At 73.1% G+C, this 25,597-nt stretch carries 29 protein-coding genes and 1 riboswitch; of the genes, 18 read left to right on the top strand and 11 right to left on the bottom strand.

The window, feature by feature from the left end; translation table 11 throughout:
* Positions 1-145: 145 nt before the first annotated feature.
* Together paaN and ACFV0O_RS29420 are read right to left on the bottom strand one after the other, a co-directional pair.
* Complete coding sequence (paaN, locus tag ACFV0O_RS29425; RefSeq protein ID WP_380346678.1) at positions 146-1,846, bottom strand: phenylacetic acid degradation protein PaaN; 1,701 nt, start codon at positions 1,844-1,846, stop codon at positions 146-148.
* 153 nt (positions 1,847-1,999) lie between these two features.
* Entirely contained in the window at positions 2,000-3,262 is a 1,263-nt protein-coding gene (locus ACFV0O_RS29420) for a hypothetical protein (protein WP_380346677.1), read from the bottom strand.
* A 175-nt stretch (positions 3,263-3,437) separates the two neighbouring features.
* On the opposite strand from ACFV0O_RS29420, the gene ACFV0O_RS29415 reads away from it, so the two are divergent.
* Positions 3,438-4,022: a TetR/AcrR family transcriptional regulator gene (locus tag ACFV0O_RS29415; RefSeq protein WP_360258767.1), complete on the top strand. Its 585-nt coding sequence runs from the start codon at positions 3,438-3,440 to the stop codon at positions 4,020-4,022.
* 114 nt (positions 4,023-4,136) lie between these two features.
* On the opposite strand, the gene ACFV0O_RS29410 is transcribed toward ACFV0O_RS29415, so the two are convergent.
* A complete protein-coding gene (locus ACFV0O_RS29410) occupies positions 4,137-4,610 on the bottom strand; it encodes an Lrp/AsnC family transcriptional regulator (protein WP_360258764.1) in 474 nt (157 codons plus the stop codon).
* Positions 4,611-4,759: 149 nt separating this feature from the next.
* Here ACFV0O_RS29410 and pdhA point away from each other — a divergent pair, with 149 nt between their 5' ends.
* From pdhA to ACFV0O_RS29390, 4 genes are all read left to right on the top strand, one after another.
* Positions 4,760-5,899, top strand: coding sequence for a pyruvate dehydrogenase (acetyl-transferring) E1 component subunit alpha (gene pdhA, locus ACFV0O_RS29405; RefSeq protein WP_380346676.1), 1,140 nt, complete (start codon positions 4,760-4,762; stop codon positions 5,897-5,899).
* Positions 5,899-6,894 carry an alpha-ketoacid dehydrogenase subunit beta gene (locus ACFV0O_RS29400; protein ID WP_360258758.1) on the top strand — a complete coding sequence of 332 codons (996 nt, stop codon included), beginning with the start codon at positions 5,899-5,901 and terminating at the stop codon, positions 6,892-6,894. The genes pdhA and ACFV0O_RS29400 overlap by 1 nt, the downstream gene beginning before the upstream one ends.
* Before the next feature lie 5 nt (positions 6,895-6,899).
* Entirely contained in the window at positions 6,900-8,288 is a 1,389-nt protein-coding gene (locus tag ACFV0O_RS29395) for a dihydrolipoamide acetyltransferase family protein (RefSeq protein WP_380346675.1), read from the top strand.
* 528 nt (positions 8,289-8,816) lie between these two features.
* Complete coding sequence (locus tag ACFV0O_RS29390) at positions 8,817-10,262, top strand: globin domain-containing protein (RefSeq protein WP_380346674.1); 1,446 nt, start codon at positions 8,817-8,819, stop codon at positions 10,260-10,262.
* A 62-nt stretch (positions 10,263-10,324) separates the two neighbouring features.
* Here ACFV0O_RS29390 and ACFV0O_RS29385 read toward each other — a convergent pair whose 3' ends face one another.
* Positions 10,325-10,867 carry an NUDIX domain-containing protein gene (locus ACFV0O_RS29385; RefSeq protein ID WP_360258749.1) on the bottom strand — a complete coding sequence of 181 codons (543 nt, stop codon included), beginning with the start codon at positions 10,865-10,867 and terminating at the stop codon, positions 10,325-10,327.
* 252 nt (positions 10,868-11,119) lie between these two features.
* Between ACFV0O_RS29385 and ACFV0O_RS29380 the strand changes: the two genes are divergently transcribed.
* Positions 11,120-11,545 carry an SsgA family sporulation/cell division regulator gene (locus ACFV0O_RS29380; RefSeq protein ID WP_380346673.1) on the top strand — a complete coding sequence of 142 codons (426 nt, stop codon included), beginning with the start codon at positions 11,120-11,122 and terminating at the stop codon, positions 11,543-11,545.
* 96 nt (positions 11,546-11,641) lie between these two features.
* Here ACFV0O_RS29380 and ACFV0O_RS29375 read toward each other — a convergent pair whose 3' ends face one another.
* The gene (locus ACFV0O_RS29375) at positions 11,642-12,022 is read right to left on the bottom strand and encodes a phage holin family protein (RefSeq protein WP_360258743.1); all 381 of its coding nucleotides are present in this window, start codon (positions 12,020-12,022) and stop codon (positions 11,642-11,644) included.
* 108 nt (positions 12,023-12,130) lie between these two features.
* Between ACFV0O_RS29375 and ACFV0O_RS29370 the strand changes: the two genes are divergently transcribed.
* From ACFV0O_RS29370 to thiC, 4 genes are all read left to right on the top strand, one after another.
* A complete protein-coding gene (locus ACFV0O_RS29370) occupies positions 12,131-12,448 on the top strand; it encodes a cupin domain-containing protein (protein ID WP_360258866.1) in 318 nt (105 codons plus the stop codon).
* 23 nt (positions 12,449-12,471) lie between these two features.
* Positions 12,472-13,140, top strand: coding sequence for a thiaminase II (tenA, locus tag ACFV0O_RS29365; protein WP_380346672.1), 669 nt, complete (start codon positions 12,472-12,474; stop codon positions 13,138-13,140).
* Between the two features lie 227 nt (positions 13,141-13,367).
* Positions 13,368-13,568 carry a DUF5326 family protein gene (locus ACFV0O_RS29360; RefSeq protein WP_380346671.1) on the top strand — a complete coding sequence of 67 codons (201 nt, stop codon included), beginning with the start codon at positions 13,368-13,370 and terminating at the stop codon, positions 13,566-13,568.
* Positions 13,569-13,750: 182 nt separating this feature from the next.
* Positions 13,751-13,886, top strand: a riboswitch (TPP riboswitch).
* Positions 13,881-15,695, top strand: a complete 1,815-nt coding sequence (thiC, locus tag ACFV0O_RS29355; protein ID WP_380346670.1) for a phosphomethylpyrimidine synthase ThiC — start codon at positions 13,881-13,883, stop codon at positions 15,693-15,695. It overlaps the preceding riboswitch by 6 nt.
* A 113-nt stretch (positions 15,696-15,808) precedes the next feature.
* Here thiC and ACFV0O_RS29350 read toward each other — a convergent pair whose 3' ends face one another.
* The 4 genes from ACFV0O_RS29350 to ACFV0O_RS29335 all read right to left on the bottom strand — a co-directional run bounded on the left by ACFV0O_RS29350 (position 15,809) and on the right by ACFV0O_RS29335 (position 20,230).
* Positions 15,809-17,206 (bottom strand): MFS transporter, encoded by a 1,398-nt coding sequence (locus ACFV0O_RS29350; protein ID WP_360255053.1) that lies wholly within the window; start codon positions 17,204-17,206, stop codon positions 15,809-15,811.
* 409 nt (positions 17,207-17,615) lie between these two features.
* The gene (locus ACFV0O_RS29345) at positions 17,616-18,221 is read right to left on the bottom strand and encodes a TetR/AcrR family transcriptional regulator (protein ID WP_380346669.1); all 606 of its coding nucleotides are present in this window, start codon (positions 18,219-18,221) and stop codon (positions 17,616-17,618) included.
* Between the two features lie 116 nt (positions 18,222-18,337).
* The gene (locus ACFV0O_RS29340; protein ID WP_380346668.1) at positions 18,338-19,300 is read right to left on the bottom strand and encodes a quinone oxidoreductase family protein; all 963 of its coding nucleotides are present in this window, start codon (positions 19,298-19,300) and stop codon (positions 18,338-18,340) included.
* A gap of 105 nt (positions 19,301-19,405) precedes the next feature.
* Positions 19,406-20,230 (bottom strand): MerR family transcriptional regulator, encoded by an 825-nt coding sequence (locus ACFV0O_RS29335; RefSeq protein WP_380346667.1) that lies wholly within the window; start codon positions 20,228-20,230, stop codon positions 19,406-19,408.
* 412 nt (positions 20,231-20,642) lie between these two features.
* Between ACFV0O_RS29335 and ACFV0O_RS29330 the strand changes: the two genes are divergently transcribed.
* The 5 genes from ACFV0O_RS29330 to ACFV0O_RS29310 all read left to right on the top strand — a co-directional run bounded on the left by ACFV0O_RS29330 (position 20,643) and on the right by ACFV0O_RS29310 (position 22,849).
* Entirely contained in the window at positions 20,643-21,203 is a 561-nt protein-coding gene (locus ACFV0O_RS29330) for a hypothetical protein (protein ID WP_360255057.1), read from the top strand.
* A gap of 77 nt (positions 21,204-21,280) precedes the next feature.
* Positions 21,281-21,694 (top strand): hypothetical protein, encoded by a 414-nt coding sequence (locus ACFV0O_RS29325; protein WP_380346666.1) that lies wholly within the window; start codon positions 21,281-21,283, stop codon positions 21,692-21,694.
* 34 nt (positions 21,695-21,728) lie between these two features.
* On the top strand, positions 21,729-21,989 hold the full coding sequence (locus tag ACFV0O_RS29320) for a hypothetical protein (protein WP_380346665.1): 261 nt from the start codon (positions 21,729-21,731) through the stop codon (positions 21,987-21,989).
* A 53-nt stretch (positions 21,990-22,042) separates the two neighbouring features.
* Positions 22,043-22,270 carry a DUF397 domain-containing protein gene (locus tag ACFV0O_RS29315; protein ID WP_380346705.1) on the top strand — a complete coding sequence of 76 codons (228 nt, stop codon included), beginning with the start codon at positions 22,043-22,045 and terminating at the stop codon, positions 22,268-22,270.
* A gap of 66 nt (positions 22,271-22,336) precedes the next feature.
* Complete coding sequence (locus tag ACFV0O_RS29310; protein WP_380346664.1) at positions 22,337-22,849, top strand: NUDIX hydrolase; 513 nt, start codon at positions 22,337-22,339, stop codon at positions 22,847-22,849.
* 239 nt (positions 22,850-23,088) lie between these two features.
* Here the strand turns inward: ACFV0O_RS29310 and ACFV0O_RS29305 are convergent, their stop codons facing one another.
* Together ACFV0O_RS29305 and ACFV0O_RS29300 are read right to left on the bottom strand one after the other, a co-directional pair.
* Entirely contained in the window at positions 23,089-23,595 is a 507-nt protein-coding gene (locus ACFV0O_RS29305) for an NUDIX domain-containing protein (RefSeq protein WP_380346663.1), read from the bottom strand.
* The gene (locus ACFV0O_RS29300; RefSeq protein ID WP_380346662.1) at positions 23,592-23,888 is read right to left on the bottom strand and encodes a hypothetical protein; all 297 of its coding nucleotides are present in this window, start codon (positions 23,886-23,888) and stop codon (positions 23,592-23,594) included. Before ACFV0O_RS29300 ends, ACFV0O_RS29305 begins: the two co-directional genes overlap by 4 nt.
* Positions 23,889-24,015: 127 nt before the next feature.
* Between ACFV0O_RS29300 and ACFV0O_RS29295 the strand changes: the two genes are divergently transcribed.
* Genes ACFV0O_RS29295 through ACFV0O_RS29285 form a run of 3 tightly spaced genes read left to right on the top strand, consistent with a single transcriptional unit; the run spans position 24,016 to position 25,280 of the window.
* Complete coding sequence (locus ACFV0O_RS29295; protein WP_380346661.1) at positions 24,016-24,855, top strand: Scr1 family TA system antitoxin-like transcriptional regulator; 840 nt, start codon at positions 24,016-24,018, stop codon at positions 24,853-24,855.
* Positions 24,848-25,057, top strand: coding sequence for a DUF397 domain-containing protein (locus tag ACFV0O_RS29290; RefSeq protein WP_380346660.1), 210 nt, complete (start codon positions 24,848-24,850; stop codon positions 25,055-25,057). Before ACFV0O_RS29295 ends, ACFV0O_RS29290 begins: the two co-directional genes overlap by 8 nt.
* A gap of 10 nt (positions 25,058-25,067) precedes the next feature.
* Positions 25,068-25,280, top strand: a complete 213-nt coding sequence (locus tag ACFV0O_RS29285; RefSeq protein WP_380346659.1) for a DUF397 domain-containing protein — start codon at positions 25,068-25,070, stop codon at positions 25,278-25,280.
* Positions 25,281-25,597: the final 317 nt, after the last annotated feature.

Raw genomic sequence — 25,597 nt, 5'->3', positions numbered from 1 at the left:
TCTGCCGTGGTTGGTTGGGGGGGGTGGTGGCCGGCGGTGCGGTGAGTCACCCACCCTCCCGGGGGGGGGGGCGGCGCGCGCGGGCCCCCCCCCCCCCCCCCGGCGGGGGGGGCCCGCCGGGGCCCGGGGTGCCGGTGGGGGGTGTTCAGCGGTGCCGGCGGATCTCCACCGTGCGGAACCGGTTGGCGACGAACGCGCCGTCGCAGTAGGCCGAGTTGGCGGCCGGGTTGGCGCCGGTGCCGTGCAGGTCGGAGAAGGCGGCGGTCTGGTTGGGGTAGACGCCGCCGGTCAGGTTGAGCGAGAGCGAGACGCCGGAGTCCAGTGCGGCCTCGACCAGCAGGGCCTCCACCTCGGGCGAGGTGGTGTAGCCGGAGGCGGTCATGGCGCCCTTCTCGCGGACCGTGGTGCGGAGCAGCTCGACGCCGGCGGCGGTGGACTCCACGGCGACGGCGAAGGAGACCGGGCCGAAGCACTCGCTGCGGAAGACCGAGCGGTCGTCCGGCTTGTCGGCGTTCAGCTTGACCAGGGCGGGGGTGCGGACGGTCGCGCCGGGGAAGTCGGGCGAGGTCACCGCGCGCGGGGCGAGGGCGAGTTCGCCGTACTCGCCGCCGGCCGCGGCGGCGGAGCGCTGCAGCACGCCCGGGTTGACCACGGCGCCGAGGATGGCGGCGGCGCGGGCGTCGTCGGAGAGCAGGCCCTCGATCGCGCCGGCGAGGTCGGCGACCACCTCGTCGTAGGTCTTGTCGCCCTGGTCGGTGCTGATGCCGCCGCGCGGGATCAGGACGTTCTGCGGGGTGGTGCACATCTGGCCGCTGTAGAGCGAGAGCGCGAAGGCCAGGTTGCCCAGCATGCCCTTGTAGTCGTCGGTGGAGTCGATGAGGACGGCGTTGACGCCGGCCTTCTCGGTGTACACCTGGGCCTGCTTGGCGTTCTCCTCCAGCCAGTCGCCGAAGGCGGTGGAGCCGGTGTAGTCGATCATCTTGATCTCGGGGCGGACCGCGAGGGTCGCGGCGACGGTGCCGCCGTCGTGCTCGGCGGCCAGGCAGACCAGGTTGGGGTCGTAGCCGGCCTCGGCGAGCACCTCCCGGGCGGTGCGGACGGTCAGCGCGAGCGGCAGCACGGCCCGCGCGTGCGGCTTGACCAGCACCGGGTTGCCGGTGGCCAGCGAGGCGAACAGGCCGGGGTAGCCGTTCCAGGTCGGGAAGGTGTTGCAGCCGATCAGCAGCGCCAGGCCGCGCGGGACGACGGTGAACTCCTTGGTCATCACCAGCGGGTCGCGCTTGCCCTGGGGCTTGGTCCAGTCGGCCCGCGCGGGCAGCCGGGTCTGCTCGGCGTAGGCGTAGGTGACGGCCTCCAGGCCGCGGTCCTGGGCGTGCGGGCCGCCGGCCTGGAAGGCCATGCCGTAGGCCTGGCCGGTGGTGTGCATGACGGCCTGGGCGAACTCGTGGGAGCGGGCGTTGATCCGGTGCAGGATCTCCAGGCAGACGGCGGCGCGCTCCAGCGGGGAGGCGGCGGCCCAGCCGGGGCGGGCGGCGGCGAGCGCGGCGATCAGGGAGTCCGGGTCGGCGTGCGGGTAGGTGATGCCCAGCTCGACGCCGTACGGGGAGGCCTCGCCGCCGACCTGGTCGCCGTCGGTGGGGTGGCCCTCCAGGGCGAAGGGCTTGCCGAGCAGGGCGTCGAAGGCGGCCTTGCCGTCCGCGGGGCCGCTCTCGCCGTACGCCTTGGGGAACTCGGGGTAGGGCGACCAGTAGTCGCGGTCGGCGGCGGCGGCGAGCGCGGCGTCCAGGGTGGCCTGGTGGCGCTCGACCAGCTCGCTGACGAGGGGGTGGGTGACCGCTGCGGACATCTGTGCGCTCCTCAGGGGGGAGGACGGGACACGTCACAGAGTAACCGAACGATCGGTCGGCTCAAGAGGGTGCAGGGGTGGGAATCCGCCGGAACGGACGGAGGGCGCGTCCGTGGCGGACGCGCCCTCCGGGTGCCTGCGGCGGATCCGGGTCTACGGCACGCCCAGCTCGAAGAGCACGTACCCGGCGTACCAGCCGGACGCGAGCGCGCCGGTGCCCAGGACGGTGGCCAGCACCGGCCAGCTCAGCTTGCGCATCGCGATCGCGAGCGCGATGAACAGCGGGAAGGCGGGCAGCAGGTAGCGCGAGGTGTTGCCGAAGATGCCGAGGCTGCCGAGCACCGAGACGATCGTGGCCAGCGTGTAGGCGGTCAGCACCAGCGGCGGGCGCAGCCGGATCATCAGCACGATCAGCACCGGCAGGGTGAACACGATCAGGGTCGCCAGCAGGTCCGGCACCGGGAACGCGAAGGGGTAGTCGCTGCGGCCCAGCAGCACGCCGCGGATCGCGTGCCAGGTGCCCTGGCCGCCGTCGAAGTAGTGCAGCCAGGCGTCGTGCTGCAGCCGGAAGTAGCCGCCCCACTCGCCCATCCGCCAGCCCACCCAGCCGACGTAGCCGAGCAGGCCGACCGGGGCCAGCAGGATGGCGGTCAGCGGGCGCAGCACGCCGCTCTCCCGCCGGTACAGCTCGACCAGTGCGGCCAGGCCCACGGCTCCTATCAGGGCCGCCGCGGTCGGCCGGTTGAGCCCCGAGACCAGGGTGATCACCCCGGCCGCGACCCACCGCTTGGTCATCACGCAGTAGCAGGCCCAGGCGGCCAGCGCCACGAAGGTGGAGTCCGAGTAGACCGCCCACTCGGCGCCGGAGCCCGGGGCGATCGCCCAGATCCCGGCCGCGATCACGCCCGTCCGGGCGTCCCCGGTCAGCTTCTCCACCACGGCGTAGATCCCGGCGGCGGCGAACAGCGAGGCCACCACCGAGACCAGCATCCCGGCGCCGTACAGGCCGAAGGGGGTGACCTCCGAGGTCAGCCGCATCAGACCCGGGTAGAGCGGGAAGAAGGCGGCCGAGTTCTGCTCGACGTTGTAGCCCTCCGAGCCCACGATCGGGACCAGCGCCGGGTGGTAGCCGAACTGCGCGACCTGCTGGTACCACCAGCCGTCCCAGCTGGCCAGCACGTCCCAGGGGTTGGCGCCGCCGCCGAACCGGGCCGGCTTCCTGGCGTAGTCGCCGGCGAAGGAGAGCAGCTTCATGAACGCCGTGAAGCCGATCAGCTTGAGCACCGCGTAGCACCACACGGCCGGGCCGAAGCGCACCACCAGTGCCCGGGCCCGCTCCTGCCAGCCGTGCGCCTCCGTCGGCCCCCCGCTGCGCTGCTCGGGCACGTCGGAGGCGACTGCCGGTATTGCGTTCATCAGCCGTGGACCCCAGCCTGCTCTGGACGTGGACGGATCGTCCGCAGAGTCTAGGCCCAGTCCGGCCGGTCTTGCCGGGCCCCGGCTCCCCCGGCTGGTGTGGACCGGAGCGGGCCGGTGCGGACCGGACGGACCCGATCGACTACCGCCTCGGGGGGCCGGGGATACTCGGAGGATGGCCGATCACACCACGCGCACCGCCTACACCGTGGAGTCACTGCTCGCGGTGACCGTCGACGTCTTCAACGAGCGCGGTTACGACGGCACCTCGATGGAGGACCTGTCCCGGGCGGCCGGGATCTCCAAGTCCTCCATCTACCACCACGTCCGCGGCAAGGAGGAACTGCTGCGGCTGGCGGTCGGACGGGCGCTGGACGGTCTGTTCGCGATCCTGGCCGAGCCGGCGGCGGTCGGCGGTCCGGCGGTGGAACGGCTGGAGCACGTGGTGCGGCGCACCGCGGAGGTGCTGCTGGCGGAGCTGCCGTACGTGACGCTGCTGCTGCGGGTGCGCGGCAACACGGCCACCGAGCAGTGGGCGCTGGAGCGGCGCCGGGACTTCGACCACCAGGTCGCGGAGCTGCTGCGGGCGGCGGTCGCGGACGGGTCGCTGCGGGCGGACGTGGAGCCGCGGCTGGCCACCCGACTGCTGTTCGGGATGATCAACTCGATCGTGGAGTGGTACCGGCCGGGGCTCAAGGCCGCGGACGGCGTCGCGGACGCGGTGGTGCACCTGGCCTTCGACGGGCTGCGGGCGCGGTAGCCGGTCGCCGGTCGCCGGTCGCCCGGCGGGATGTCCGGGGGGCGGCGGCGCCCGGGGGCGTCAGGGGGTCAGCGGCGCCGGTGGGCGTCAGGGGGTCTGCGGCGCCGGTGGGCGTCAGGGGGTCTGCGGGTCGGGCGGGACCTGGTCGGTCTCCTCGAAGACCAGCATGGTGCGGGTGCCGAGCACCTGGGGGATGGACTGGATGCGGTTGAGCACGAGCTCCCGCAGGGCCCGGTTGTCGGCGGTGTGCACCAGCAGCAGGACGTCGAAGTCCCCGCCGACCAGGGCGATGTGCGCCACCCCGGGCAGCTCCAGCAGCTGCTCCCGGACCGTGCGCCAGGAGTTCTGGACGATCTTCAGGGTGATGTACGCGGACGCGGCCTGACCTGCCCGTTCGTGGTCCACCCGAGCGGTGAAGCCGCGGATGATGCCGTCCTCGACCATCCTGGAGATCCGGGCGTACGCATTGGCCCGGGACACGTGCACCCGCTCGGCCACCGAGCGGATCGAGGCGCGACCGTCCTGCTGCAGCAGCCGCAGGATCGAACGGTCGACCCGGTCGAGCCTGGACATCTGTTCAGCCGACATGACCCCCCACCCTCACCGATTGGACACCTTGCCACCAGTCGACCGCTGCTCAGGCCGAATGTCCACCACCTTGTCACGCTTCTGGTCAAGATGAACAGACGACCGAACAATCGGTAGGGAGCCCCCGCCACCCCTGGAGGTGCCCCGAGATGACCGTTCTCGACCACAGACACCACACGGGCGTGCCCGGTTGGTCGCCCGGCGCCACCGCCCCGCGCACCGACCCGGCCCCCCTGCTCCCGGACCTCTCCCCCGTCCGGGTGCTCGGCACCCCCGCGCTGGAGAAGTACGACCCGGCGCTGCTGTGCGAGCTCTACCGGCGCCTGGTCGTCGGCCGCCGCTACAACCAGCAGGCGACCACCCTGACCAAGCAGGGCCGCCTCGCCGTCTACCCGGCGTCCACCGGCCAGGAGGCCTGCCAGGTCGCCGCCGCGCTGGTGCTCGGCGAGCGCGACTGGCTGTTCCCCAGCTACCGCGACACCCTCGCCGTGGTCTCCCGGGGCGTCGACCCGCTGGAGGCACTGACCCTGCTGCGCGGCAACGCCCACACCGGCTACGACCCGCGCGCCACCCGCACCGCCCCGCTCTGCACCCCGCTCGCCACCCAGGCTCCGCACGCCGTCGGGCTGGCCCACGCCGCCCGGCTCAGCGGCGAGCCGGCCGTCGCGCTGGCGATGCTCGGCGACGGCGGCACCAGCGAGGGCGACTTCCACGAGGCCCTGAACTTCGCGGCCGTGCTCAACGCGCCGGTGGTCTTCCTGGTGCAGAACAACGGCTACGCGATCTCCGTCCCGCTCAGCGCGCAGTCCGCCGCGCCCAGCCTGGCGCACAAGGCCGTCGGCTACGGCATGCCGGGCCGGCTGGTGGACGGCAACGACGCCCCCGCCGTGCACTCCGTGCTGGCCGAGGCGGTCGAGCGGGCCCGCAGCGGTGGCGGCCCGACCCTGGTCGAGGCGCTGACCTACCGGATCGAGGCGCACACCAACGCCGACGACGCCACCCGCTATCGCACCGAGCCCGAGGTCGCCGCCTGGCGGGAGCACGACCCGATCCTGCTGATGGAGGGCGCGCTGCGCGGACTCGGCGTGCTGGACGACCGGCTCGTGCAGGAGGCGGCCGAGGAGGCGGAGGCGCTCGCCGCCCGGATGCGGGCCGAGTTCCACGCCGATCCGGAACTCGACCCGATGGCGCTGTTCGCCCACGTCTACGCCGAGCCGACCCCGCAGCTGCGGGAGCAGGCCGCCCAGTTGTCCGCCGAGCTGGCCGCCGAGGCCGAGGTGCAGCACTGATGTCCACTGCCGTTTCCTCCCGTACCGCCTCCATGGCGCAGGCGCTCAACTCCGCGCTGCGGGACACCATGCGCGAGGACCCGGCGGTGCACGTCCTCGGCGAGGACGTCGGCGCGCTCGGCGGCGTCTTCCGGATCACCGACGGGCTGACCGCCGAGTTCGGCCCGGACCGCTGTCTGGACACCCCGCTGGCCGAGGCCGGCATCCTCGGCACCGCGATCGGCATGGCGATGTACGGGCTGCGCCCGGTGGTCGAGATGCAGTTCGACGCCTTCGCCTACCCGGCGCTGGAGCAGCTGTTCTCGCACGTCGCCAAGATGCGCAACCGCACGGCGGGCCGGCTGCCGCTGCCGATCACCGTCCGTGTCCCGTACGGCGGCGGCATCGGCGGGGTCGAGCACCACAGCGACGCCTCCGAGGCCTACTACACCAGCACGCCGGGTCTGCACGTGGTCACGCCCGCGACGGTGGCCGACGCGTACGGGCTGCTGCGCGCCTCGATCGCCTCCGACGACCCGGTGGTCTTCCTGGAGCCCAAGCGGCTCTACTGGGGCAAGGCCGAGTTCGATCCGGCGGCCCCGGTCGAGCCGATCGGCCGGGCCGTGCTGCGGCGCCCCGGCACGTCCGCCGTCCTGATCACCTACGGTCCCTCGCTGCCGGTCTGCCTGGAGGCGGCCGAGACGGCGAAGGCCGAGGGCTGGGACCTGGCGGTGCTGGACCTGCGCACCCTGGTGCCGTTCGACGACGAGACGGTCTGCCGGGTGGTGCGTTCGATCGGCAGGGCCGTCGTGGTGCACGAGGCGACCGGCTTCGGCGGCACCGGCGCGGAGATCGCCGCGCGGGTCACCGAGCGCTGCTTCCACCACCTGGCCGCGCCCGTGCTGCGGGTCACCGGCTTCGACATCCCGTACCCGCCGCCGATGCTGGAGCACCACCACCTGCCCGGGGTGGACCGGATCCTGGACGCGGTCGCCCGGCTGCAGTGGGAGGACTGATCGTGATGCCCGTCGTGCGGGAGTTCCGGCTGCCCGACCTCGGTGAGGGACTCACCGGGGCGGAAGTCGTGCGCTGGATGGTCGAGGTCGGCGAGGTCATCGCCGTCGACCAGCCGGTGGTCGAGGTGGAGACCGCCAAGGCCGTGGTGGAGGTGCCCTGCCCGTACGGCGGGGTGGTCACCGCGCGGTACGGCGAGGAGGGCGAGGAGATCGCCGTCGGCGCGGCGCTGGTGACGGTCGCGGTGGCGGCGGCGGACGGGGGTGCCGGAGAGCCGGCCGGGCCCGCCGGTGCGCCTGCGGACCGGCCCTCCGCCGAGGTCGAGCGGCCGCTGGTCGGGTACGGCGTCGCGGAGACCGGCAAGGGCGGTCGGCGGCGCCGGGTCGGGGTGGCCGCCGCGGGTGGCGCCCCGGTCGTGGCCGCCGCCGTGGCTGCTCCGGCTGCCCCGGCTCCGGTGGCGGCCGCTCCGGTCACGGTGGCGGCCGCCGGTCCGGCCGTCCTGCCGGTGATCTCGCCGCTGGTGCGGCGGCTGGCCCGGGAGCAGGGGGTCGACCTGGCCGCGCTCAGCGGGAGCGGGCCGGACGGACTGATCATGCGGGCGGACGTCGAACGGGCGGTCGCCGCCAGGGTGGCCGCTCCGGCCGTCGCCCGGCCGGTCTCCGCGTCGGTCTCCCCGTCGGCTTCCTCGTCGGCCTCGCCCGTCGGGCCGGAGGTGGTCGTCCCGTTGCGCGGGCTGCGCAAGGCGGTGGCCGAGAAGCTCAGCCGCAGCCACCGGGAGATCCCGGCCGCGACCTGCTGGGTGGACGTCGACGCCACCGAACTGATGGCGCTGCGGCGGCAGTTGAACGCGACGCCGGGCCCGAAGGTGAGCGTGCTGGCGCTGCTGGCCCGGATCTGCACGGTCGCGCTGGCACGCTTCCCCGAACTCAACTCCTCGGTGACCGAGGACGGTTCGGGCATCGTCCGGCATTCGGCGGTGCACCTGGGCTTCGCCGCGCAGGGCGAGCGCGGCCTGGTCGTCCCGGTGGTGCGGGACGCACAGGCCCGCAGCACCGAGCAACTCGGCGAGGAGCTGGCCCGGTTGACCGAGTCGGCGCGGGGTGGCTCGCTCACTCCGGCCGAACTGACCGGCGGCACCTTCACGTTGAACAACTACGGGGTGTTCGGCGTGGACGGGTCCACCCCGATCCTCAACCACCCCGAGGCGGCGATGCTCGGGGTCGGCCGGATCGTCGCCAAGCCCTGGGTCCACCACGGGGAGCTGGCGGTGCGCGAGGTGACGCAGCTGTCGTTCACCTTCGACCACCGGGTCTGCGACGGCGGGACGGCGGGCGGCTTCCTGCGCTTCGTCGCGGACTGCGTGGAGCAGCCGGGGATGCTGCTGCGGCAGCTCTGAGCGCGGCCGCCGCGGACGGCGCGGTTGCCCTGGGTGGACGGGGGGCCACTCAGGGCAACCGCGATCGAGTGAGAGTAGCGCGTTGCCGGGGCGGGTGTCCGGGCTTCGCGTGATTTGTCGGATGAGCAGTTCGGGCGTGCCACGCTGCCTAGGCGTCAGCAGAGACAAGCCAGGTGGTGGCGCAGGCCGGCCGGAGGCGAAACGATTCTCTTGGGTACTCGAAACGTAGCGGTGAAGTCCCGCAGAACTCTCCTGGTCCGCACCGGGCACGGCTCGGCGGGGGTCACCTCCGTCCCGGGCCTGCCGGAGCTCCCGCCCCAGGGGCCGCCGACGCCGGAAGCGCCGGAAGCGACCGTACGGCCGCCGATGCCGCTGGACCCGCCGGACCTGCCGCCGGTGACACCCGCGCAGGCACCCACGGCCGTCCTGCCGCCGGTACCGGGCGCCCGTGGAACGGATGCCCCCGGGTCGGACGCCCCCGGGCCGGACGCCCGTGGGACGGAACGGCTTCGCCCGGTGATCCCGGCGATGCCGTCCGAACCGCCGGCCGTCCCGGCGCCGGGCCACTTCGCGCCGGGCCACCTCGCGCCGAGCCACCCGGAGGCGGTCTCGGTCACCGGCACCTCGCCGGCCTTCCGCCCGCTGTTCACCGACGCCCCCGGGCTCAACTGGGCCGGACCGGGGGACAGGTGGAGCGACGCCTGGGCCGTGCGGACGCCGTCGGCGCAGCCCCCGGCCGCGCTCCCGGCGGCCCCGCTGCCGGCCGCGCTGCCCGCCGGGCTCCCCGCCGGGCTCCCCGCCGCCCCCGGGCAGCTGCTCGTCCCCGCCGTCGAACTGCCGCTCACCGCCCGGGACGTCGAGCTGATCCGGGTCAGCCTCGCCGCCGTCGAGCCGGTCGCCGACCGGGCCACCGCGCACTTCTACGCGCTGCTCTTCCTCCACCACCCCGAGGTCCGCTCGCTCTTCCCCGCCGCCATGGACGTCCAGCGCGACCGGCTGTTCCGCGCCCTGCTGTCCGCCGCGCGCGGCGCCGAGGACCCGGTGGCCCTGCGCACCGGACTGGCCGCGCTCGGCCGCGGCCACCGCCGGTACGGCACCCTGACCGGCCACTACGCCCCGGTGGGGGAGTGCCTGGTGCAGGCGCTGGCCCGGTACACGGGCGGCCGCTGGGACGCCGACACCGAGCTGGCCTGGCGCCGCGCCTACCGGCTGATCTCCTCGATCATGATCGAGGCCGCCGAGGAGGCCGCCCGCACCTCGCCGCCCTGGTGGCAGGGCGAGGTGGTCCGGCACGAACGCCCCGCCCGGGACGTCGCGGTGATCACCGTCCGTCCGGACCAGGCGTACCCGTTCCGGGCCGGGCAGTACACCAGTCTGGAGACGCCCTGGTGGCCGCGGGTCTGGCGGCACTTCTCCTTCGCCTCCGCCCCGCGCCCGGACGGGCTGCTGACCTTCCACGTCAAGGCCGTCCAGGCGGGCTGGGTGAGCAACGCGCTGGTCCACCGGGCGGTGCCCGGGGACGTCCTGCGGCTGGGCCCGGCGGCCGGTTCGATGACCGTCGACCACACCGTCGGCACGGACCTGCTCTGCCTCGGCGGCGGCACCGGCATCGCGCCGGTCCTCGCCCTGGTCGAGGAGGTCGCCGAGTACGGCGCGCACGGCCGCCGGGTCGAGGTCTTCTACGGTGCGCGCCGCGCCCCCGAGCTGTACGCGCTGGCCGGGCTGCGCGAGCTGGCGCGGGCCAACCCCTGGCTGACGGTCCGGCCGGTGCTGTCCGGTGCCGGTCCGGCCGAGGGCGCGCTGACCGGTGAACTGCCCGAGGTGGTCAGCCGGTTCGGTCCGTGGACGGGCCGGGACGCGGTGCTCAGCGGACCGCCCGCGATGGTGCGCCGGGGTGTCGGGGTGCTGCTGCGCTGCGGAGTGCCGGCCGAGCGGATCCGGCACGACCTGGTCGGCGACCTGGCCGCCGGGTGATCACCCGCGACCGCCCGGGGACCACCCGCGACCGCCGGGTGATCACCTGCGGCCGCCCGGGATCACCCGAGGTCGGGCGCGAGCAGCGCGCGGATGCCCTCGATGTTGGCCGCCAGGTACGCCCGCAGCCGGGGCGGCACCACGTTGACCGAGGTGACCCCCTCCCGGGTGAACGGCAGCCGGACCACCTCGTACTCGCCGTTCGGCTCCGTCACCTCCGGCCCGTGCCGCCGGCTGAGGTCCATCGACGCGAGCCGGCAGACGAAGAAGTGCTGCACCTTGACCCCGTGCGGGTGCAGCAGCGTGCCGTCGTCGTGGTGCGTGTGGCTGATGGTGTCGACGAACGCGGGCACCACGTCCACGACCTTGCCGCCGAGTTCCTCGTCCACCTCGCGGTGCAGGGCCTCGACCACCGTGCGGTCACCGCGCTCGACCCCGCCGCCGGGAGTGATCCAGTACGGGTGCGGCGCACCCGGCCGGACCCGCCGGATCAGCACGATCGAGGCCGGGCCGTGCGGGTCGTCCGGGTCCAGCTCCAGCAGGATCGCCCGGGCGGTGCGCTTCACGACCGGGCGCGGTGGCGGGGTTCGGTGTTCGGGGCCCATGGCCACCTCCGGGGCAGGAGCGTTGTGCGGAAGTCTCCCGCGCCGGGAATGCGTCGAAACCCACGGAATGGGTCGAAACGCCGACCCGGTCGGATGCGTCCGTCCGGGGAGCCGTTGTGCTGCAATGGGCGACCACCGGGCGCACGGACGTGGACCGTTCGCACGAAGCCGTCGGGAAACGTCGAAACCGCGTCCGGTCGCCGTCGGACCCAGCGCACCGACCGTCCGGGCAGAACGAGAGGTACTGGCGCCATGCAGCACAGCACAGTCCAGGACCACCTGGTGATGAACCTCGTGGTCTCGCACGAACTCTCCCTCCGCATCATGGTGGACGCGGCGTACGAGGCCGGCGATCCGTACGCCGTCCGGTTCACCTTCCACCTGCCCGGCAACGCCCCGGTCACCTGGTTCTTCGCGCGGGAACTGCTGCTCGACGGGATCGGCGGCCCGGCGGGCGAGGGCGACGTGCACGTCCGCCCGGACGACGCGGATCCGACGGAGGTCCGGGTCGTGCTGCGCTCCCCCGACGGCGATGCGGTGCTGCGGGCCCCGGCGGCGTCGCTGGCCGCCTTCCTGGCGCGCACCGACCGGCTGGTGCCGGTGGGGCGGGAACTCGACGGGCGGGAGCTCGACGCCGAGCTCGCGAACATCCTCCGGGGGCGCGAGAACGCGGGCTGAGCGCCCGCGGGGCCGTCGCCGACGGGACGGCGAAGGGGCCCGCACCCGGGTGGTCCACCGGGTGCGGGCCCCTTCGCCCGGGTGTGCACGACGCGGTCAGTCGTCGTCCAGGGCCAGGTGCAGGCCCCAGGCCACCAGGCTGATGATCAGCGAGCCGATCAGCGCGGCCCCGAAGCCGGTCACGTGGAAGTCCAGTTCCAGCTTCCCCGACGCCCACGAGGTCAGCATCAGCATCAGAGCGTTGATCACGAAGGTGATCAGGCCCAGCGTGAGGATGAACAGCGGGAACGAGAACAGCTTGACCACCGGCTTGATCAGCCAGTTGACGAGGCCGAAGACGACCGCGACGCCGAGCACCGTGAGTGCCTTGTGCTGCCAGTCCGCCGTGCCCTGGGCGAGTTGTATGCCGCTGACGATCCAGGCGGCGACCCAGATGGCGGCCGCGTTGATCAGTGTCTTGATGACGAAACCCTTCATGCCGCCCAAGAGTGGCAGGCAACACCGTCCCGGCGGAACCACCACACGGCGGGTTGGTGTTGAATGCCCCTGGTCCCGGAGGTGGACGACGAGGGGAGGACGGCGGCGGTGAAGCTGTTCCGGCTGGACGAACTGGACGCCGAGCGGGCGGCCAACGACGGCGCGTACCTGAGGTTCCTGCGCGAACCGCGGATGTCCGCCGGGCTCTACGCGCTCTCCCCCGGTGACACCGACCCGCAGACCGCGCACGAGCAGGACGAGATCTACCAGGTGATCAGCGGCCGGGCCGAGTTGACGGTCGGCGCCGAGACCGCGACGGTCGGGCGCGGCACGGTGGTGTACGTCCCGGCCGGCACCCCGCACCGGTTCCACCACGTCACCGAGGAACTGCGGGTGCTGGTGGTGTTCTCGCCGCCGGAGGACTGAGCCGCTCGCTTAGGGTCGTCCGCATGACCCGCAGCCTCACCGAAGAACTCTGGGCGGCCATCGAGCCGGTCTACGCCGAGATCCTCGCCCACCCCTTCCTCGCCGGCCTCACCGACGGCACCCTGCCGCGCGAGGCCTTCCGCCACTTCGTCGTCCAGGACTCGCACTACCTGCGCGACTACGCCCGCGCCCTCGCCGTCTGCGCCGCCAAGGCGCCCGGCGAGGAGGACGTCCGGGCCTTCGCCGACGACGCGGTCGGCGCGCTGGCCGCCGAGCAGGGCATGCACGCCGAGTTCCTGACCGCCTTCGGCGGCACCGCCGAGCAGGCCGCCGCCGAACCGGTGCTGCCCACCACCCGGGCCTACACCAGCTACCTGCTGGCCACCGTCTACGGCGGCTCCTTCGCCGAGGCGGTCGGCGCGGTGCTGCCCTGCTACTGGATCTACGCCCGGGTCGGCGGGGCGCTGCTCGCCCAGGGCTCCCCCGACCCGCTCTACGCCAAGTGGATCGCGACCTACGGCGACGAGGCGTTCCAGTCCGTGGTCCGCCGGGTGCTGGCGCTCACCGACCGGCTGGGCGAGGAGCTCTCCCCGGTCGAGCGCCGCAAGGTGGTCGAGCACTTCGTGACCACCTCGCGCTACGAGTGGATGTTCTGGGACGCCGCCTGGCGCGGTGAGCGCTGGCCCGTCTGACCTGCGGCGCAGCCGTTTCCCCGGCCGTTCGGCGGGGGTCTCCCAGGGGGTCGCCCCGTAGACCCGCAGGGGGTGTTCCCGGGGGTCGGGGTCGGGGTGATCTCGGGGTTCTCTCCGGGCCGTTGGCCCTCGTTCCGGCACTCGGGCCCCCGTACGATCGAAGTATCGAAAGCAAGCGGGATGCGGCACCGGACGGCGGCCGACCCGAGGGGAGAAGAGGTACGGACATGGCTGAGCTCTGGAAGTCGCTGCCCTCGTGGGTGCGCAACATCGTCATCCCGGTGCTGGTCCTGGTGCTGGCCTGGAACGTCGTCGCCTTCGTCTTCGGCGTGGTCGGTGCCCTGCTGAGCATCGTGCTCAAGCTGCTCGTGGTCGTCGGAATCGCGGCCGCCGTGGTGATCCTGGTGAAGAAGGCCGCCAAGAGCTGACGCCCTCCCCGATCGCCGCCCTGAGGCCCGGTCCCCGTCACGGGGAGCCGGGCCTCGGCCGTTCCCGGCCGACGACCGCGCCGGTGACCGCGCGATGACCGTGCGGTGACCGGGCCGTGGACCCGCTCTGGACCTGCGGCAATCGGCTCGCTACCGTGTTGGGCGTCATGTGCAGGCAACACCGCCTGCGACGCGGGAGCTCGGAGCACCGGGCTGAGAGGGCGCTGACCGGGACGTCGACGGACGGACCGACGGCTGCGTCGACCGCAGGAACCTGGACCGGGTAATGCCGGCGTAGGGAGTAGAGGTCAGATGACCACGTTCGACGCACAGCCGCAGTCTGCCCGGAGCGCCCCCAGCAGCGAGCGCACCGGCTACCCGACGCCGGCCTGGAGCAAGGCCTACCGCGAGGGATCCCGCCCCGACCTGCGGGTCCCGTACCGCGAGGTGCGGCTCACCAACGGCAGGTCCGTCCCGCTGTACGACACCTCCGGCCCGTACACCGACCCGGCGTACGAGCCCGACGTGCGGCGCGGCCTGCCCGCGCTGCGCGACCCCTGGATCCGCCAGCGCGGCGACGTCGAGGAGTACGACGGCCGCGAGCCGCGCCCCGAGGACGACGGCATCAAGCACACCGCGCCGCGCGGCGGGAACCTGCGCAACCTGGACGCCGTCTTCCCCGGCCGTCCGCGCCGCCCGCTGCGCGGTCGCGGCGGTACGGCCGTCACCCAACTCGCCTACGCCAAGCGGGGCGTGGTGACGCCGGAGATGGAGTTCGTGGCGCTGCGCGAGGGCCTGGAGCCCGAGTTCGTGCGCGCCGAGGTGGCCCGCGGACGGGCCGTCATCCCGGTGAACGTGAACCACCCGGAGGTGGAGCCGGCCGTCATCGGCACCAACTTCCTGGTGAAGATCAACGCCAACATCGGCAACTCGGCCGTCACCTCCTCGATCGAGGAGGAGGTGGAGAAGATGACCTGGGCCACCCGCTGGGGTGCCGACACCGTCATGGACCTCTCCACCGGCCGCAACATCCACACCACCCGCGAGTGGATCCTGCGCAACTCCCCCGTGCCGATCGGCACCGTGCCGCTCTACCAGGCGCTGGAGAAGGTCGACGGCAAGGCCGAGGAGCTGAGCTGGGAGGTCTACCGGGACACCATCGTCGAGCAGTGCGAGCAGGGCGTCGACTACATGACCGTCCACGCCGGCGTGCTGCTGCGCTACGTCCCGCTCACCGCCCGCCGCAAGACCGGCATCGTCTCGCGCGGCGGGTCGATCATGGCGGCCTGGTGCCTGGCGCACCACCAGGAGAACTTCCTCTACACCAACTTCGAGGAACTCTGCGACATCCTCGCCTCCTACGACGTCACCTTCTCGCTCGGTGACGGCCTGCGCCCCGGCTCGATCGCCGACGCCAACGACGAGGCGCAGTTCGCCGAGCTGCAGACCCTCGGCGAGCTCGGCCGGATCGCCCGCGAACGCGACGTCCAGGTGATGATCGAGGGCCCGGGCCACGTCCCGATGCACAAGATCAAGGAGAACATGGATCTCCAGAAGGAGATCTGCGACGAGGCGCCGTTCTACACCCTCGGCCCGCTGACCACCGACGTCGCCCCCGGCTACGACCACATCACCTCGGGCATCGGCGCCGCGATGATCGCCTGGTGGGGCACCGCGATGCTCTGCTACGTCACGCCCAAGGAGCACCTGGGCCTGCCCAACCGCGACGACGTCAAGACCGGCGTGATCACCTACAAGATCGCCGCCCACGCCGCCGACCTCGCCAAGGGCCACCCCGGCGCCCAGGCGTGGGACGACGCCCTCTCCGACGCCCGCTTCGAGTTCCGCTGGGAGGACCAGTTCAACCTGGCCCTCGACCCGGAGACCGCCCGCGACTTCCACGACGAGACCCTCCCCGCCGAACCCGCCAAGACGGCCCACTTCTGCTCCATGTGCGGCCCGAAGTTCTGCTCGATGAAGATCTCCCAGAAGATCCGCGACGAACACGGCGACGGCGCGACGGCCGTGGCCTCCGGCTACGACGCCGAGGCACTCGCCGGCATGGCCGAGAAGTCGGCCGAGTTCGCGGAGCACGGCAACCGCGTCTACCTGCCGCTGGCGGACTGACGCACCCGACCGTGGCGCCGCCCCCCCGTCCCGACCCCCCCCCGGCGCGGGGGGCGCGGGGCGGCGCCGTCGACGCGTCATGTGGTGGCCGTCAGCGCACGGTCAGCGCACGGTCAGCGCACCGCCTGCGGGACGCGCTGGGACGGGACGCCCCGGGCCGGGCCGTCGGCCGGTGCGGCCGCGGACCCGGCCGGCGCCGCGCCCAGGGCGGTGCCGCGGGTCTCCTCGGCCCACAGCGCGCACACCAGCAGGCCCAGCGCGGTGATGCCGGCGGCGATCAGCATGGTCGGGCCGGTGCCGAGCCCGGTCAGGGACAGCGGCAGCAGGTACGTGCCGACGGCCGCGCCGATCCGGCTGACCGAGGTGGCCACGCCCACGGCGGTGGCCCGGATCTCGGTCGGGAACAGCTCGTTGGGGTAGGTCCAGTCGAGCACGTTGGGCCCGCCGCACAGGAAGGCGTACGCGCACAGCGCGGTCAGGGCGATCGCGGCGGGGGCGGTGGGCCACACGCCGAGCAGGGCGAGCGGCACGGTCATCAGGGCGAAGGACCAGATGATGACGGGGCGTCGGCCGCGGCTGTCGATCAGGCGCAGGGCCGGGTAGCAGCCGAGCAGGAAGACGAGGCTGATCAGCCCGGTGCCCAGGGTCTCCATGACGGTGCCGCCGGGCATGCCGAAGGAGGACAGGATCTGCGGGCCGAAGGTGAGCATCGCGAACAGCGGGCCGACCTGGCAGAGGAAGAACAGGCCGCAGAAGAGGGTGCGGCGCCGGTAGGGCTGGGTCATCAGCAGGCGCAGGCCGACGGGCCGGCCGCGCTCGGCCGGGTCGGGCATCAGCTCGCGGCCGTCGACCCGGACCCCGAGGTGCTTCTCGACCACGCGCACCGCGTCGCCGACCCGCCCGTTGGCGGCGAGCCAGCGCGGCGACTCGGGCGAGCCGCGGCGGATCACCAGGAAGACCACGCACAGCACCGTGGAGCTCGCCAGCATCCACCGCCAGCTGCCGGGACCGGCCAGCTCCAGGAACAGGTAGCCCACCACGTAGGCGAGCACGGAGCCGGCGTACCAGGCGACGATCTGCTGGCCGAGCAGACGGCCCCGGTGCTTGGCGGGCAGCCACTCGGCGAGCAGCGAGGTCGCGATGGGGTAGTCGGCGGCCACGGCCATGCCGAGCACGAAGCGCAGCACGGCGATCGCCCACACCTGGTCGACCCAGAACGAGAGCACCGAGCAGGCGACCATCACCAGCAGGTCGGCGGTGTACATCACCTCCCGGCCGATCTTGTCGGTCAGCACGCCGAAGAGCGCGCCGCCGACGAACATGCCGACCAGGGCGGCGGCGCCGATCAGGCTGACCTCGGCGGTGGACAGCCCGAGGTCGGGGCGCATCCCGATCAGGGCGACGCCGACGATGCTCAGGATGTAGCCGTCCAGCAGCGGCCCGCCGGAGCAGGCGAGGGCCAGTCTGCGGTGGAAGCCGGTATACGGGGCGTTGTCGATGGTCTGGGACATGGGCTTGGGGTCCTCCGGAGCGTACGGCGGCGAGCCGGGGGGCCCGTTCACCGTGCGCCGGGTAGACGGCAGGGAACGGCGCCGCCCACGCTGGACGGCGCCATCGCCCGATCACACCGGGCGACCGTCCAGGGTTGCCCCGGCCCACCGGGGTCACCACGAGGTCCAAGGTCAAACGGATTGATGACCTTGGTCCCGAAGCGGACGGGCCTTCCGGCCGTATCGATCCAAGCCCCGCCCAGTCATGCCGGGGCCCGTCGCCGTCCGGCCCCCACAGCGGCGCCGGATCGCGTACACAGCGTGACCCTTCTCACGCACGGGCCCCGAACGGCCCCGTTCTGTGGCCCTTCCCACAAGCCGCGGCGCCCCGGGCCGCACCCGGCCGTGCCTGGTCACCCCCCGGCGGGCGTCAGCCGTCCGCGCCGGGCCGGGCCGCGCGCAGCCGGGCGAGACCCACGTCCAGGGCGGCCTCCAGGTGCGCCATCGAGCCGGTGGTCATCAGGATCAGCACCCCGCCCTGGATGCCCGCCAGCAGCGCCGCGGCCTCCCGCTCCGGGTCCAGCGCGGGGTCGAGCCCACCGGCGTCCCGCAGGTGGCGGATGCCCGCGGCCAGCTGCCCCTGCCACCGCGCCAGCAGCCCGGCGGCCACCGCCCGGGCCGCGCCGGTGGCCGAGCCCACTTCGGACAGGGCCACGTGCAGCGGACAGTCCGCGCCCTGCGCGCGGTAGCGGGCGAGGACCTTGTCGCGCCACCGCTCCCAGGCGCCCCAGGAGGTGAGGGCGCCCAGCTCGGGCTGCTGGTCGTCGAGGACCCGGTCCGCCTCGTGGCGGGCCACGGCCAGCAGCAGTTCGTCCTTCCCGCCGGGAAAGTAGTGGAACAACTGGCTCTTGCTGGTCCCGGTGCGGGCCATGACGTCCTCCAGCCGCAGCCCGAACACCCCCTCCTCGCGGATCCGCCCGGCGGCGCCCTCGACGATGCGCTGCCTGGTCGCGGCGCCCTTGCGGGTCAGCGGCACGTGCCCTCCTCGTCCCGGTCGTCGGGTCCGATCCTCGCGCACGGCGCGGTGCCCACCGTGCCCGGCACCCGGCACCCGGCACCCGGCGCACGGCGCGGGTGCGCACCGCGCCCCGGTCAGGGCAGGAGCATCAACTTGCCGGTCGTCCGCCGGGACTCCAGGTCCGCGTGCGCCCGGGCCGCCTCGGCGAGCCGGTAGCGGCCGGTGACCCGCAGGGTCAGCCGCCCGTCCAGGAGCAGGTCGAACACCTCGCCGCTGCGCCGCACCAGGTCCTCGCGGGTGGCGACGTGGTGGTGCACCACCGGGTACGTCAGCAGGATGCTGTTGGGCAGGTCGGTGGGCCGCAGCGTCGGCACACCCATGAACGGCCCGTAGTACGCGTGCACCCCGTGCGGGCGCAGGGCCAGCTGCGAGGAGGTGAAGGTGTCGGCGCCGCCGCCGTCGTAGACGACGTCGGCCCCGCGGCCGCCGGTCAGCTCCCGCACGGCCTCCTCGAAGCCCGCGCCGGAGTGGACCAGCACGTGGTCGGCGCCCGCCGCGCGGGCGGCGTCGGTCTTCTCCGGGCGGGAGACCAGGCCGATCACGTTCCCGCCGCGGGCCTTGACCAGCTGGGTGAGCAGCAGACCCACCCCGCCGGCCGCCGCGTGCACCACGGCCGTGTCGCCCGGGCCGACGGGGTAGGTCTCGGTGCTCAGGTGGTTGGCCGTCAGGCCCTGCATCAGGACGCCGCCGGCGAGTTCGTCCGGCACCCCGTCGGGCACCTTGACCAGCGAGTCCGCGGGGACGGCGAGCAACTCGGCGTAGCTGCCCGGGTGGTAGAACCAGGCGACCCGGTCGCCGACGGCCAGGCCGTGCACGCCCGGCCCGAGGGCGGTGACGTGGCCCATGCCCTCGGCGCCCAGGACGGCGGGCGCCGCCCAGCCGCCGGTGCCCTGCGCGCGGGCGCCGACGTCCAGGTAGTTGACGCCGGCGGCGCCCAGGCGCACCAGCGCCTCGCCGGGGCCGGGCACCGGGTCCGGCAGCTCGGTCCAGCGCATGACCTCGGGGCCACCGTGCTCCTCGATCCGGATTGCGTGCATGAGGGAACCGCCTTCCTGTGCGGGCTCGTTCGGGAGGGAACGGTCAGCACGGTAGGCAGCCGAAAATGGACCCTCAAGTCCAGAATCGGGCTCGGGGAACGGCCCTCACCCGGTCGGTCGCAGCGGCACCGCGACGTCCGCCACGTGCTCGTCCGGGGCGGCGGTCGCCCAGTTCGGGTAGTACACCTCCCGGTCGCAGTCGGCGCGCTCGCGTCCGCGTTCGGCGAGCCAGGCCGCGACGGCGTCGTGGGCGGCGGCCATCGTGGCGAAGTCGCCCCGGCGCCGGGACAGTTCGGTGTACGCCTCGCGGTGCGCGGGCTCGATGCGCACCCCGAACAGGCCGTCCGGGGCGAGGGCCGCCTCCGTCGGGGCGCAGACCTCGACCAGGGCGGCGGAGTCCTCGGACACCAGGCCGTGGTAGACCGCGAACAGTGGCCCCGACAGGCAGGCCCCGGCCCGCCCCAGCCGGTCGAACAGCAGCCCGGAGGCCTCCGCGAGGAAACCGGGCAGTGCGGCGGCGTCCACGTGCCGGCGCACGAACAGGACCCGCTGCTCGGGCACTTCGCGCTCACGGACCTCGTACACGGCCTCGCCCCTTCCCGTCAGCACCGAGCGGGCGTAGCCCACCGCCTCCCGGCGGGCCGCGTGCACGCCCTCCCGCTCGCGCCAGTACGCGAGCAGCAGCCGCTCGCCCTCCGCGCCGCCCGCGTCCAGGACGGCCGCGATCCGCGCCAGCGGCAGCCCGGCGGCGCGCAGCAGCGCGATCCGCCGGGCCCGTTCGACCTGCTCCGGGCCGTAGCGGCGGATACCGGTGCGCGGGTCGGTGCGGGCGGGCCGCAGCAGGGCCCGCCCGTCGTACAGCCGCAGCGCCTTGACGCTCAGCCTGGTCCGGGCGGCGAGTTCCCCGATGGTGATCAGTTCGTCCTGCACACCGCCACTGTGCGCCCTGCCCCTGGGGGAGGGGCAACCCGGCCGGCCCGGCCGCCGTGCGCCGCCGGCCGCCCCGCCCGGCTGCGGTGCCCCGCCGTGCGCCGGGCGTCCTCCCCGTTCTCCCGGGATCCGTCGGGAGGGGTGCTTCCCGGGGCGTCGGGGCAACGTCCTGTTCGTTCCCTGCCGCCCGCTTTCTCGGCCGGCGGCGGATTCGCAGCCAATTCGCAGTCAATTCGCAGCCGGTTCACAGGAGTTCGGGCACCGGCCGGTCGGGCCGCCCGGAATTGGTCCGTCCTCCGCGTGATCCGGCCAAGCAGGCCCCTCGATCTTCCAGTCGAAGACATGTACGAATCTAGGGTGATCCCTGACACCCGAGGTGCAGAAGGTGCCATCGGGAGAATGGGGGAAGCTCGTGTTCACGAAGGTCAAGCGGCTGTCAGCCCTGGTGGGGGCCGGCGCGGCCCTCGCACTGTGTGCGACGCCGGCGAGCGCGTCCGAGGCGATCCCGCACATCGACCAGAACGCGGTCAGGGCGTCGGTGCAGGCCCACGGCGGGGTGCTCACCCAGGCCGAGGCCGTGCGGCTGGGCATCAAGCCCAACACGCAGTACCTCGACACCCCGCTGGCGGGCAAGATCCACCGGAAGCTGGCCAGCGGCGCCCGCACCGGCTCGACGGCGGGCGTCGTCGCCAGCCCGAGGAACGCCTCCGGGTGCAACGGCGAGGTCTGCATCGAGGTGACCGGGTCGGGCCTGCACGTGTCCACCTGGAGCACCTTCGCCTACACCAACGGCTACCAGTGCAGCTACGGCGCGTTCTGGGAGGACGGCGACCTCGCCGGCACCGGCCCCCAGGAGTGCAACGACGGCATCGTCTGGAACTCCACCGGCGACCTCGACTTCGGCGGCACGACCCAGATCTGCAACACCTGGGTCGGGATCTCGGGCCGCCCCTGCGAGACCGTCCACGGCTGATCCGACGGGAATCACGGCGGCGGTCCCCCCGGGGCCGCCGCCGTGCCTATGCTGGATCCGGAGGAGAGGACGGCACCATGACCACCGATCAGATCGTGGGGATCCCCGGATGGGCGGAGGGCAGGGGCATGCTCATCCGCGGCGGGACGGGCCCGGGCACGGACTCCGTGGTCCACTCCTACGGGCACGGCGGTCGGCGTGGGCTGCCGGTCGTCGTCTTCGCGCAGTCGACCGCACGGGACCAGACGGAAGCGGCGGTCAGGAACCTGCTCGGGCGGGGCGACCGGCCCGAACGGCTCGAACTCGTCGAGGAGACGCCCACCCCGGTCGTCGTCGACGGCACCGCCGTCACCGCAGTGCGCCGCCGGTCCGGCGACGGCCGCCTGACCTGCGTGAGCTTCCCCTGGCAGGGGGCCACCGTCGCCGTCGCCTCCTGGGAACACCCGCTGGACGCCGCGTTCTTCGCCTCGCTCGGCGCCGTCGACGCCTAGATCCCGGCGCTGCCGTCCCCAAGGAGTGACTGCCGTGACCCGAAAGACCTCGATCGTCCTGGGAGCCGCCGTGGTTCTCCTGACCGTCGCCTCCGCCGGAACGGTCTCCGCGGACACCGCCCGGCACCCCGCCGACGGGACGCTGCGCGTCCAGGGGCGGGAGGTGCACGTCGACCCGGCGGTCGCCCGGCGGATCACCACCGGGCACGGCACCGCCTCCGACTACCGCGCGGCGGGCATCCTGCCCTCGATGCCGCTCCCGGGCGGCACCCGGCCCGACGGCGGGGCCCGGTAGACGGCGGAGCGGCGAAGGGCAGGACGGACGGCTCGGGAGGACCACGCATGGCCATGCACACAGTCGACTTGACCGGTGCCGGGTGGCGCAGGTCCGGCTACAGCAACAACGGCGGCAACTGCGTCGAGGTGGCGCCCGGCTTCCCCGGGGTGATGCCCGTCCGTGATTCCAAGGACCCGGACGGGCCGGCCCTGGTCTTCGCCGCCGAGGCCTGGCAGTCGTTCGTCGCCGCCGTCCGCAGCGGCGAGTTCGGCGACTTCGGCGAGTTCGGCGAGGTCTGAGCCGGAGCGTTCGTGAGCCCCGGCGGGGGCGAGAGCCGGGGGCGGGGTCGTGCGATCGTGGGTGCCGTGAATGAACCGGTGGAACGCGTGGACGATCAGGATCGGGTGCTGGCGGTGGTGGACCGGGGTGAAGCCATCCGTCGGGGCTGGCTGCACCGCATCGCGACGACGGTCTGCCGTGATCAGCAGGGGCGGGTGCTGGTCCACCGGCGGCCGGAGAACCTGTCCCGGTTCCCCGGCCACCACGAGGTGATGTTCGGCGGAGCGGTGAACGTCGGCGAGTCCTACGAGCAGGCGGCGGCCAGGGAACTGGCCGAGGAACTGGGCGTGGATGCGCCGGTGCGCTTCCTGTTCACGTTCCTGTGCCGGGGGGCGATCAGCCCGTACTGGCTCGGCGTGCACGAGGCCGTGGTCACGGGCGAGGTGACACCCGACCCTGGAGAGGTCGCCTGGCACGGATGGCTGACGGAGGCGGAGCTGCGGGAGGCCGTGCGGAAGTGGCGCTTCATCCCGGACGGGCAGGAGGCGTTCCATCGCTATCTCACCTGGCGCCGTGACCGGCCCCGGATCGGGCCGTGAGGCGGACGTGGCTGCGCGGCCCCGGCCACCGGGAGATGCCCGGGGGCGCCGCCGTCCTACGGTGAGCCGGGGGAGAGGACCGAATGGTTCGGGTGGGCCCTGCATAGACCGGTCGTACTCCGGACCCGACCGGTGCCAGGAGGGCGAAGTCCGGAGACCTCTGAGCCGGCATCCTGAAGCGCAGGCCCGGGCCGTTCGCGGTCCGGGCCTGCGGGCGTGACCGCTGGTCGGGGTCGTGATCAGCCGACCGGGACGGGGACGCCCCGGATGAGGAGGGGCAGGCTGGCGCCGTGTTCCCAAGCGTCCCATGCGTCCTCGACGCGCCGGTGCTGGTCGTCGGCCATGACCCGGTACAGCTTCGCCTGCGGCACCCAGTGCAGGGCGCAGACGTCCTGCGGCGGCCGGTGCGGGCGTACGGCCCCGGCCTGCCGGGAGGTGACCACCCCGCCCGCGTAGACGAAGTCGATGCCCTCGGGGAGGTCGGCGGCGGGGGAGTAGTCGACCGTGAGGATGGTGCGCAGCGGTAGAACGAGTCCGGTCTGCGTTTCGAGGTGCCGCCGGGCCGCGAGGTGCGGCAGCTCGTTCTGCTCGGCGCTGCCTCCGGGTAGCGTCAGCCCGTCGTGGTGGACGGAATCGACCAGGAGCACGAAGAAGTCCCCTGACCCCTGGGGGTCCTCGCGCAGCACGAAGACTTGCTGACCCGACCGCCGGCCGGGAGGCTTGCTGCTGAAGAGGGCCTTGCTCAACTCTGCTCCAGGTATGAGGAATTGCTGTCGGACGGCAGCGGCCACCCGTCGAACGGCCGCCGGCGCGACCTCCCGCAGGTGCCCGGCGCGAACTCCCTCGGGTCGAGCGACCGGATCGCGGAGAGGTCGACCCGCCGCTGGGGCCCGGTGGCTCCCAGCGGCCGGAGCACCGCCTTGCCGAACGTGGCCTCCACGAAGACGCCCTCGCTCGGCTTCCCACCTCCAGCTTCGCTGAAGTCCCGCACCACCTCGTGGAGTTGGAACCAGCTCTCGGGTCTCTGCGCGTCAGACATGGAGTCTCCGTAGGTTGCGCTGCGCTCTCGGCGAATCACCGGGTGTAGCCATGGTGGCTTGAGCGGCCCTACTATCGGAAGTCGATCTGAAGCTTGAAGTCGGTACTCGGCAAGTAGGTGAAGGTCATTGAACCTCAAGGAACTTGATCCAACATCAGGCCCATGGGCGCCCTTCGGGGTGCAACTTCGCAGGTCACGCAAGGCTGCCGGTCTCACGCAAGCCCAGTTGGCGAGGCTGGTGGGGGTCGATGCCTCCTACGTCTCCTATGCCGAACTTGCCCCGCCCGATCGGACCCCGCCGAGCGAGAAGTTCGCGCGTGATGCCGATCGAGTGCTTGAGACCGGTGGAACCCTGCTGCTGATGTGGCTCCAGGCCAAGCACTCGGCGTTGCTGGAGGGCTTTCCCGAGTACGCGGCCAACGAGACGCGAGCCCGTGAGATCCGGATCTTCGAACTCGGTGTCGTTCCCGGTCTGCTGCAGACGAAGTCCTACGCGGCGGCTCTTGCCAGGGCAGACGTTCGTCGAAGGGACATCACTCCCAAGCAGGCGGAGGAGCGGCTGACCTTTCTGCTTGCGCGGCAGGAAGCCCTTGCACGACGAGATCCGCCACTTATCCATGCTGTGCTGGACGAGAGCTGCCTCCGGCGGATCATCGGTGGCCCGGAGGTCATGCGGGAGCAGCTCGGGCAACTTGAACAGCTCTGTGACCAAGGGCGCGTAGTCCTGCAGGTAGCGCCGTTCAGCATGGGGGAGCACAGGCCGTTCGCCTTGCCGATGCGGCTGCTGACGCTCCCTGACGGCGCTCTGTTTGGCTACTCTGAATCTGAGGGACGAGGGCACGTCGAGCGGGATGACGACCGGCTCCGTGACTGGCGCAGGCGATACGATCGCCTCCAGGTGGGGGCGCTGGGTGAGTCGGCGACTCTCGAACTGATACTCCGCGCCCGGAAGGAATCTCATGGCTGATCTCGACTTGGCTACCGCTTCGTGGGTGAAGTCGACATACAGCCAACAGGGCGGCGACTGCCTTGAGGTCGCGCGAGGTTTTTGCGAACTGATGCCTGTCCGTGACTCCAAGGATCCTCAGGGGCCTGCCCTGGTCTTCCCGATCGATGAGTGGGCGTCGTTCGTCGCCGCCGTCCGCGGTGGCGAGTTCGGCGAGGTGTGAGAGGAACGTCATGACCGACCGTGTAGACCTGGACGGCGCTTCCTGGGGCAAGTCCTCGTACAGCAACAACGGCGGGTCTTGCGTCGAGGTAGCTCCCGGCTTCCCCGGTGTGATGCCTGTTCGCGATTCCAAGGACCCCAGTGGCCCGACCCTGCTGTTCCCCGCCGAGGCCTGGGCGTCGTTCGTCGCCGCTGTCCGCAGTGGGGAGTTCGGCGGCGTCTGACAAGAGCCTCGGGCCCGGACCGCTCCCACATGCGGTCCGGGCCCGAGTAGTGCGGGGGCCAGAGTGGTCGTCATCGCCGGCGCTCAGCCGTGAAACGTCTGGCAAGTCCGCGCAATCAGTCTGCGAGAGGGTGTCGCCGTGGGCCGACGCCGCGAAGTGCAGCCCGTGCACCCCGGCAACGACTCGCACTGATCAGCCAGTTGCGGGGGGGGGGGCGCCCCGCCGGCCCCCCCCCCCCCGCCCGGGGGGGGGGCCCCCCCCCCCCGGCCCCCGGCGGGGGGGGGGGGCTTGTTGTGGCCACGGGGCGGGGGTATATA

It is taken from the genome of Kitasatospora sp. NPDC059577 (genome assembly GCF_042735475.1).
Classification (GTDB): domain Bacteria; phylum Actinomycetota; class Actinomycetes; order Streptomycetales; family Streptomycetaceae; genus Kitasatospora.
The sequence above is the reverse complement of the archived record's forward strand: the minus strand, read 5'-3'. Positions and strand labels throughout refer to the sequence as shown.

Bases quoted from the DNA above. Each gene is read 5' to 3' on its own strand.
- paaN (WP_380346678.1), bottom strand. From the start codon at position 1,846: ATGTCCGCAGCGGTCACCCACCCCCTCGTCAGCGAGCTGGTCGAGCGC.
- ACFV0O_RS29420 (WP_380346677.1), bottom strand. From the start codon at position 3,262: ATGAACGCAATACCGGCAGTCGCCTCCGACGTGCCCGAGCAGCGCAGC.
- ACFV0O_RS29415 (WP_360258767.1), top strand. From the start codon at position 3,438: ATGGCCGATCACACCACGCGCACCGCCTACACCGTGGAGTCACTGCTC.
- ACFV0O_RS29410 (WP_360258764.1), bottom strand. From the start codon at position 4,610: ATGTCGGCTGAACAGATGTCCAGGCTCGACCGGGTCGACCGTTCGATC.
- pdhA (WP_380346676.1), top strand. From the start codon at position 4,760: ATGACCGTTCTCGACCACAGACACCACACGGGCGTGCCCGGTTGGTCG.
- ACFV0O_RS29400 (WP_360258758.1), top strand. From the start codon at position 5,899: ATGTCCACTGCCGTTTCCTCCCGTACCGCCTCCATGGCGCAGGCGCTC.
- ACFV0O_RS29395 (WP_380346675.1), top strand. From the start codon at position 6,900: ATGCCCGTCGTGCGGGAGTTCCGGCTGCCCGACCTCGGTGAGGGACTC.
- ACFV0O_RS29390 (WP_380346674.1), top strand. From the start codon at position 8,817: ATGCCGTCCGAACCGCCGGCCGTCCCGGCGCCGGGCCACTTCGCGCCG.
- ACFV0O_RS29385 (WP_360258749.1), bottom strand. From the start codon at position 10,867: ATGGGCCCCGAACACCGAACCCCGCCACCGCGCCCGGTCGTGAAGCGC.
- ACFV0O_RS29380 (WP_380346673.1), top strand. From the start codon at position 11,120: ATGCAGCACAGCACAGTCCAGGACCACCTGGTGATGAACCTCGTGGTC.
- ACFV0O_RS29375 (WP_360258743.1), bottom strand. From the start codon at position 12,022: ATGAAGGGTTTCGTCATCAAGACACTGATCAACGCGGCCGCCATCTGG.
- tenA (WP_380346672.1), top strand. From the start codon at position 12,472: ATGACCCGCAGCCTCACCGAAGAACTCTGGGCGGCCATCGAGCCGGTC.
- ACFV0O_RS29360 (WP_380346671.1), top strand. From the start codon at position 13,368: ATGGCTGAGCTCTGGAAGTCGCTGCCCTCGTGGGTGCGCAACATCGTC.
- thiC (WP_380346670.1), top strand. From the start codon at position 13,881: ATGACCACGTTCGACGCACAGCCGCAGTCTGCCCGGAGCGCCCCCAGC.
- ACFV0O_RS29350 (WP_360255053.1), bottom strand. From the start codon at position 17,206: ATGTCCCAGACCATCGACAACGCCCCGTATACCGGCTTCCACCGCAGA.
- ACFV0O_RS29340 (WP_380346668.1), bottom strand. From the start codon at position 19,300: ATGCACGCAATCCGGATCGAGGAGCACGGTGGCCCCGAGGTCATGCGC.
- ACFV0O_RS29325 (WP_380346666.1), top strand. From the start codon at position 21,281: ATGACCACCGATCAGATCGTGGGGATCCCCGGATGGGCGGAGGGCAGG.
- ACFV0O_RS29315 (WP_380346705.1), top strand. From the start codon at position 22,043: ATGCACACAGTCGACTTGACCGGTGCCGGGTGGCGCAGGTCCGGCTAC.
- ACFV0O_RS29300 (WP_380346662.1), bottom strand. From the start codon at position 23,888: ATGTCTGACGCGCAGAGACCCGAGAGCTGGTTCCAACTCCACGAGGTG.
- ACFV0O_RS29290 (WP_380346660.1), top strand. From the start codon at position 24,848: ATGGCTGATCTCGACTTGGCTACCGCTTCGTGGGTGAAGTCGACATAC.
- ACFV0O_RS29285 (WP_380346659.1), top strand. From the start codon at position 25,068: ATGACCGACCGTGTAGACCTGGACGGCGCTTCCTGGGGCAAGTCCTCG.